Source organism: Tunicatimonas sp., from assembly GCF_049647865.1.
Taxonomy (GTDB): Bacteria; Bacteroidota; Bacteroidia; order Cytophagales; family Cyclobacteriaceae; genus Tunicatimonas.
On sequence record NZ_JBARYM010000610.1, the window covers coordinates 1 to 7,376 of the forward strand.

A 7,376-nucleotide genomic window follows, 5' to 3' on the forward strand; every position below is an offset into this window, starting at 1 on the left:
AAGGGTTAGTCAAAGAAGAGAAAAATAAAGTGGTGGTAATAAGCGGTCGGGATAAAGATACCCTTGGTGGATGGATGGGTGAGTTCAACGTAACCTTGATTGCCGAACACGGTATCTGGATGCGCGAGGTGAGTGAAGATTGGCGCACAGTAGTACCCATTAAGGGCGATTGGAAGAAAGAAATTATGCCGATTCTGGAAATGTACGTGCAGCGTACCCCCGGCTCATTTATTGAAGAAAAGGACTTCTCTTTGGTTTGGCACTATCGCAAAGTAGAAACAGGGTTGGGTGAGCTACGAACGCGCGAACTGGCTAGTCACCTCAAGTACATCTCTTCTAACAGTAATTTACAGGTGCTAGAAGGTGATCACGTAGTAGAGATTAAAGATCGAGAGGTGAATAAAGGCAGAACCGCCCAGCAGTGGCTTAATCAAACATCGCATGACTTTGTGTTTGCCATTGGCGATGATGCTACCGATGAAGATACCTTTAAGGTGATGCCCGAAAATGCCTATACCATAAAAGTAGGTAGTAAAACCTCCGCCGCCCGTTTCAATGTTAATTCTTTCAAAGATGTGCGGGCACTATTGAAAGTAATGATTGCTGAGGGTTAGCTATGTCCGAATGAGAGGAGTAAATTGTTCATTGGTTATAATATCTGCGGTCATTGGTTTAAAGTTGCAGGTTAAAGCCAAATATCATATCCCCCAGTCTTCAGTTGCCGACTTTCGGTCTCCGTGTTCATTTAGCGAAGAATTCTTCTCGGAAATTCATCAGAAATAGTTCCTGGCGAGAACGAGTAATGGCGGTATAGAGCCAGCGAATATATTCTGTGTTTAGCCGTTCATCCGGTAAGTAGCCCTGATCTACAAATACGGCATCCCACTGCCCACCTTGCGACTTATGACAGGTGAGCGCATAGGCATACTTTACTTGTAAAGCGTTCAGGTATGTATCATTTCGTATAGCTTCTTGCTGTTGCTGCCTGGTTTCTTGATCTTGGTATTCTTCCAGTACGTGCTGGTAGAGATCGCGGTACTTGTCTTCTTCTAACGCCACGCTAGGAGAATGTAACACATCTAACATAATTTTGGCATCGAAGGGCGGTTGATCGGGGTAGTCTAGCAGTCGCAATTCTAAGTCAGCGAAGCGCAGTCCGTACTTTTCTTCCAGATTAAATACTTTCATGATCTCTACAAAATCGCCGTTCGCTAAGAAAGAAATATCACTGTTTTCTTCAGTGAAGAAATAGTTATTCTTCACAATCATGAGGTAATCGCCAACTTCCAGTTCGTTCTCATAAAAAAATATTTGGTGACGAATAAATCGGTTGTACTGTACCGAGGCTTTGTTGGATCGGCAGATGACTGCTGTATTGTCTTTCCCGAATTTATCGTAGGCGTAGCGTAATCCATCTTCTAACTTTCGCCCTTCCATCCGATACACGTCAGCGAAGCCCTTCGTTTTCATTTGAATGCCAAACTGGTTCAGAATAAGTTGCCGCCGAAGCTGAGTAGCATTGTCTAGAATGCCGGAGTTTTGCTCCTGTCGCATTACTTCCGTGAGTTCGGTTTCAAAAATATTGAGTCCGTAGAAGTGCTCTAGATGCTCGGCATCTAATCCTTGACTGAGGGTTTGACCTACCGGAGGAAGTTGAGCGGCATCGCCAATAAGCATTAGCCGATTGGTGGGCTGTTCAAACACGAAATCAATCAGGTCGGAAAGTAGTCCGCTCCGGCTAGCTCCAATATCATTAGAAAGCATGGAAGCTTCATCTACAACAAATAGGGTGTTTTTCTGATAATTCTTCCGGCGAGAGAATTGCAGCTTACCTGAAATCGGATCGGCCACTCGCTGGTAAATAATTTTATGAATGGTAAATGCGCTCCGTTCCGAATAACTCGCCATCACCTTAGCAGCTCGCCCGGTAGGAGCCAGTAATAGCAACTTTAAATCGAATACTGGCAATGCTTTCACTAACGCACTTACTACCGAGGTTTTGCCCGTTCCGGCGTACCCCTTTAGCAATAGAGCGGTTTTTCGATCGGCTTTCTGAGCCAGAAAGAGATCAAACAATAAAAATAAGTTCTGTTGTCCTTCGGTGGGTTGGTGAGGAAAATACGAAGCAATAACTTCCGAAGGTTTAGACATGGAGCAAGGTGTTCAATTGTTAGAGCCGCCGTAGAACGGTGTTATAGCACTTAAACTATTTAGAGTAGGTAGTCAAAGCTACTCAATTTTACCTGAACACACGAACCCATAAACACCTGAGATATAAATACTATAACACCATGGACTATAACGCTATATCACTCTACTAAACACATTCTCATTGCCTACCATATCGCGGACGCGCAAGGTTACTTTACCGGTTAATGGTTTGGAATCGTCTAGCCGGTCCGACCAAATTAAGTCTCGTTTGTAATCGTAGTGCATCAGCAGCCACTCGTCATCTACGTAGACTTCGTAATTGCGAATACCGGAGGTTACATCTTCAATTTTAAAGCGCAAACGGCTGGAGCTAATGCTGAGCGGGGTAATTACCGGGGCAATGGTATCTACTTCCAGAATAAAGTCACCAAAACTACGGGTTCGGAACGAGATGTTATTGTTTTTCCAGTCGCCGCCTTCGTAGCCCAAGTCACCTTTAGCATCTATCCGATATACTGATGTTTTGTCCCGAGGTCCCTCCGGGAACTGCCGAGGTTTTAGTAGTACTTGCATACTCTGCCGAAGCGGCACATTGCCCTGATGCAGTCTAAACAGTTCTCTGCCTGCTTCCATCTGGTGATCCATTTGGAGGAATAGTGTATCGAATAATGCCGACTTCGGGAAAGTGACATTCATTTGAGGTTGGTAAAAGCTAAATGCGCTCTGAGAGGGAACTCGTACTTTAATTGGTAATTGGCTTACATCTCCGCACATATCAACCGAATCAGGAATACCTTGATTAAGATTCCACAGATAAACCGCAACATCGTTCACTACGTAAGCGGGCGGCTCCTCAAAAGCCCGACGATTAGAAAAAAACGTTGCCAATTTACGTTGGTAAATTCCCTCTGGGTTCTTATCTACTGGGGCGAATAACTGTAAAATATTTTCCCGAACGTGGTAATTCTGAGTAGAATACGGCTTATTGAAGTAGCGAGTATTCAGCACTTTATCCGTTTCGGATTGGCCTTGCAAGGTGAAATCTACCTGACTTTTATTACCGTTAATATCGGCGAGCGTAATGGTTGCCTGATGGACCTGATCGTCATCAATAGTAACTTTCCCCTTCTGAGCGTTTGTATTATAAAATGGCAGCGTATTGCCGTCGTCTACGTACAGTTTATAAAAAGTGCGATTTTGGCGGTATCGCTCTTCGTAGTTAGTATGAACGTGAATATTTTTAGTTTGAGAGAAAGCAAACTTCCCCATATCACAATGAAACTGAGATTGACCATCTAAGGTCAATGTGGTTTCTTTTACGCCGTACACATTTCGTACTCCAGTAGCTTTGTCGAAAGAGGCAACTTCAACGCCTACTGTGCCTTTCACCGCGATAGGCTCATCTACTACGTATCTGCCATTCTTATCTTTTAAGCTAAATTCAAAGCGGCCAAATTGCCCGTTAATCCGAGAATCTTCGTTTAAAGTGGTAAGGGCAATACGGCGAACGTAGGGGCGTACATTATCTACAATTTCTGTAAACCCAAATTTTAAAGGGTCCATCGGTTGCTGGTTAGCATCCCGAATCTCGAAGTGCAGGTGGGGGCCGCCCGAGGAACCGGAATTTCCTGCTTTACCAATCACCTCGCCTCGCTTTACCGCTAACTCATTTTTCTGCGGAAACAACTCAATGGTAAATGATTTCTTCTGGTACTGCGCCTGCTTAACGTACGCCTGAATTTTATTGTTGAACTCGTGCAGGTGAGCGTACGCGCTAATGGTTCCGTTGGGGTGCTGAATATAAATAGCGTTGCCGTAGCCCCCGTAAGAAATTTTGATGCGGTTGATGTACCCGTCGGCAGTAGCGTGCACCGGAGAACCCACCACTCCCCCAATTTTAATATCTAGCCCAGCGTGCAAATGAGAGCTACGCAATTCACAGAAATTACCCGATAAATAATTACGCTCGCCCGGCCGGATAGGAAACAGATAATAATCATCGTTTTCAAACCCTACTGAAGCGAACAGCACCGGAATGCAAATTAGTACAACAACCCTACTTAATTTCACAAGTCAACATTTTTTGATCTTCAATAAACGCCTCTAATATATTGCCCCGCTGAATGGGACCCACTCCCTTGGGAGTACCCGTAAATAAGATGTCTCCCTTCTTGAGCGTAATAAACTGAGAAACATACGCAATTAGCGAATTAATAGTATACAACATTAAGCTGGTATTCCCCTCCTGCTTCGTTTCGCCGTCTACCTTTAGGCTAAAATTTAGGTTCTGCAAGTCGGGATACTGCTCTTTTGAAACAAAATCCGATACCGGGGCTGAACCATTAAAACCTTTCGCCAGCAACCAGGGTAACCCTTTTTCTTTCGCTTTCTGTTGCAAATCTCTTGCCGTGAAATCAATACCAATGCCGATGCTGTCGTAATATTTAGCGGCAAACTTCTCCTGAATATACTTTCCTTCCTGACAAATCTTCACCAGAATCTCTACTTCGTAGTGAATATTCTGCGTGTATTCCGGATAATATAGCGGATCATTATTCCTGAGCAGCGCTGTATCGGGTTTCATAAAAACTACTGGCTCGTCAGGCTTTTCATTCTCAAGTTCACAGATATGGTCAGCGTAATTACGTCCAATAGCGATGATTTTCATGATTTTGAAGCTTAATTGATTATAAGTGGTTGGAAAGCGCATACTAGCAAGCTTTGTTTTGCTGCTCCCTTTTTCGCCGGTAAAAATTAGTATACTTCGGGCAAAAAAACCATAAAAATAATTGAAACAACTTTAGATAAGTTCTTACCAGTGTAAGTAAACGCAACAAAAAGGTATTATTTGCCCGTATAACTGACATATCGTTTGAATTTACCCTACTGCTTCGCTAATATGCACTTTGTTTCATAGGTAGCATAACACCAAATAATGAGCAAACATACTTACGAATACGGAGTGATTGGAAATTGCGCTTTTCTGGCCCATATCGGTAAAGACACGAATGTAGCCTGGCTTTGTTGGCCTCGCTTCGACAGTAGCTTTGTTTTTGGGGGTATTTTGGATAAGAAAAAAGGGGGTGAGTTTAGCATTCAACCTAAGTCCGATTCTTTTGATACGCATCAGTACTACGAGGAAAATACCAATGTGCTGTGCACGGAGATTACTACGAATGAAGGCAAGTATCGGGTAACTGATTTTGCGCCTCGTTTCTTACAGTATGATAGAAATTTTAAGCCACTTATGCTTATCCGAAAGCTGGAGCCACTGTCGGGTACTCCTTTAGTGAAAGTTACCTGTAATCCGGTAGGCGAATATGGTGAAATGAAACTCGAAAATAATCAGGCAAGTAATCATATTAAGTTCTTAGGATTGGAGCGGGAAATTCGCCTTACCACTGATATTTCGCTCACCCATATTATTGAGAACAACTATTTTGTGCTGAACGATACGAAGTATTTGGTGCTGACCTACGGGGCCCCTTTGGAGGCAGCAGTACGTAGTACTTCTGAAGCCTTTCTGCAAAATACTACAAACTACTGGCGTAATTGGGTAAAAAGTACCAGCATTAAAAACTTCGGTCAGCGCGAAGTGCTACGCTCAGCATTAATACTCAAAATCCACCAGTACGAAGATACTGGGGGAATTATTGCCGCAGCAACGACCAGTTTACCCGAATCGCCGGGTAGCGGCCGAAACTGGGACTACCGCTACTGTTGGTTGCGGGATACGTACTATACACTTAACGCGTTCAATAACATTGGGCACTTTGAGGAACTGGAACGCTATTTTCACTATATCGCCAATATCTCGGCTACTCAGGGAGAGCGTTATCAACCGCTGTACGCCATCGGTGGACGCGATCAGCTCGTAGAGCGTATTATTGATTTAGAGGGCTATCAGGGAAATGGACCAGTACGCATTGGCAACCAGGCTTACGAACATATTCAGAACGATGTATACGGACAAGTGCTACTTTCTTTGCTACCACTTTACGTCGATTTTCGTTTTAATCAAGATGAGCGCGCTGGTTCCGATAAACTGGCTGCGGACGTGCTTAACCGGATTGAAAAGTTTATTCAAGAGCCCGATGCCGGTCTTTGGGAGTTCCGAGATTTTAAGCAACTACACTGTTATACGTATCTTTTTCACTGGGCGGGAAGTTCGGCAGCGGTAAAGATTGCCGATTTCATGAAGGATGATCGTCTTAAAAAGAAAGCGGTGTATCTGCGGGATTTGGCGGCGAATAAAATTGAGGCGTGTTATGATCCAGCTCGAAAAGTGTACACCCAAGCTATCGGCACCAGTAATTTAGATGCGAGTACATTGCAACTTATCATGATGAACTATTTAGACAGTGGTTCTGATCTAGCTAAGAATCATTTAATAAATTTGGAAAAAGAGTTGCGCTCTGAAGGTGGTTTATTTTACCGCTATAAACATACCGATGATTTTGGTACCCCCGAAACTACCTTCCTAATTTGTGCTTTCTGGTACGTAGAAGCTCTGGCTTGCGTAGGCCGTCTGGATGAAGCCATTGAAACGTTTGAGAGCATCATGAAATTCAGCAATCACGTAGGGCTGTTTAGCGAAGACGTTGATGCCGCAACCGGCAGTCAGTGGGGTAACTTTCCGCAGGCCTACAGTCACGTGGGCTTGGTGAATGCCGCTTTTCGTATTGCCACTCGGCTGGATAATCCAACGTTTTTGTAAAATGTAAAATGTGAGATATGAAAGAATATCGTTTACTTTTCTGATTTCATATCTCTCACTTCATATTTTAATTAGCGAATGAGCAATTCTAAATACGTATCTGGCTTACTCTATTCTTTCAAAAAATAACAACGAACTATTAATAGTATCTTTCTGGTAAAAATCACCAATCGTCAGTCTATCCCCTTCAACTTCTATAGGTACATTATAAAATCCTGAGAAACTTGATACCGAATTTTGAACAGAAACAGTGTCTTTTCGTAACTCATAAAAATACAGGCCCGAATCAGGTATAGGCAATAGATTACCATTCTGCATTTCTTTTCCTCGGTTAAGTATGAAGAATTCTTCCTCAAATATTAGTGTGTCAGATCGGTCGGTAGATTCAAGCCAGGTACCCAGCAGAGGGTTAATGCTATCTTCATCTTCTTGGCAACTGCTGCTAAGTAGAGTTGCTACAATAAAGGCGAGACATGAGCACGTCTTTAACATATCTTTACTGTTTTGT

General features: G+C 43.3%; 6 protein-coding genes. 2 read left to right on the plus strand and 4 right to left on the minus strand.

What is annotated here, in order from left to right; all coding sequences use genetic code 11:
• A partial coding sequence (otsB, locus tag WBA23_RS17830; protein ID WP_424583640.1) for a trehalose-phosphatase occupies positions 1-614 on the plus strand: 614 nt, incomplete at its 5' end.
• A gap of 127 nt (positions 615-741) precedes the next feature.
• Here otsB and WBA23_RS17835 read toward each other — a convergent pair.
• From WBA23_RS17835 to WBA23_RS17845, 3 genes are all read right to left on the minus strand, one after another.
• The gene (locus WBA23_RS17835) at positions 742-2,151 is read right to left on the minus strand and encodes an ATP-dependent DNA helicase (protein WP_424583641.1); all 1,410 of its coding nucleotides are present in this window, start codon (positions 2,149-2,151) and stop codon (positions 742-744) included.
• 153 nt (positions 2,152-2,304) lie between these two features.
• Positions 2,305-4,221, minus strand: coding sequence for a M23 family metallopeptidase (locus WBA23_RS17840; protein ID WP_424583642.1), 1,917 nt, complete (start codon positions 4,219-4,221; stop codon positions 2,305-2,307).
• A complete protein-coding gene (locus WBA23_RS17845) occupies positions 4,208-4,819 on the minus strand; it encodes a fumarylacetoacetate hydrolase family protein (RefSeq protein ID WP_424583643.1) in 612 nt (203 codons plus the stop codon). Before WBA23_RS17845 ends, WBA23_RS17840 begins: the two co-directional genes overlap by 14 nt.
• A 267-nt stretch (positions 4,820-5,086) precedes the next feature.
• Between WBA23_RS17845 and WBA23_RS17850 the strand changes: the two genes are divergently transcribed.
• Complete coding sequence (locus WBA23_RS17850; RefSeq protein ID WP_424583644.1) at positions 5,087-6,868, plus strand: glycoside hydrolase family 15 protein; 1,782 nt, start codon at positions 5,087-5,089, stop codon at positions 6,866-6,868.
• A gap of 105 nt (positions 6,869-6,973) precedes the next feature.
• Here WBA23_RS17850 and WBA23_RS17855 read toward each other — a convergent pair.
• Positions 6,974-7,376, minus strand: a 403-nt coding sequence (locus WBA23_RS17855; protein WP_424583645.1) for a hypothetical protein, incomplete at its 5' end; no start/stop codon positions are given.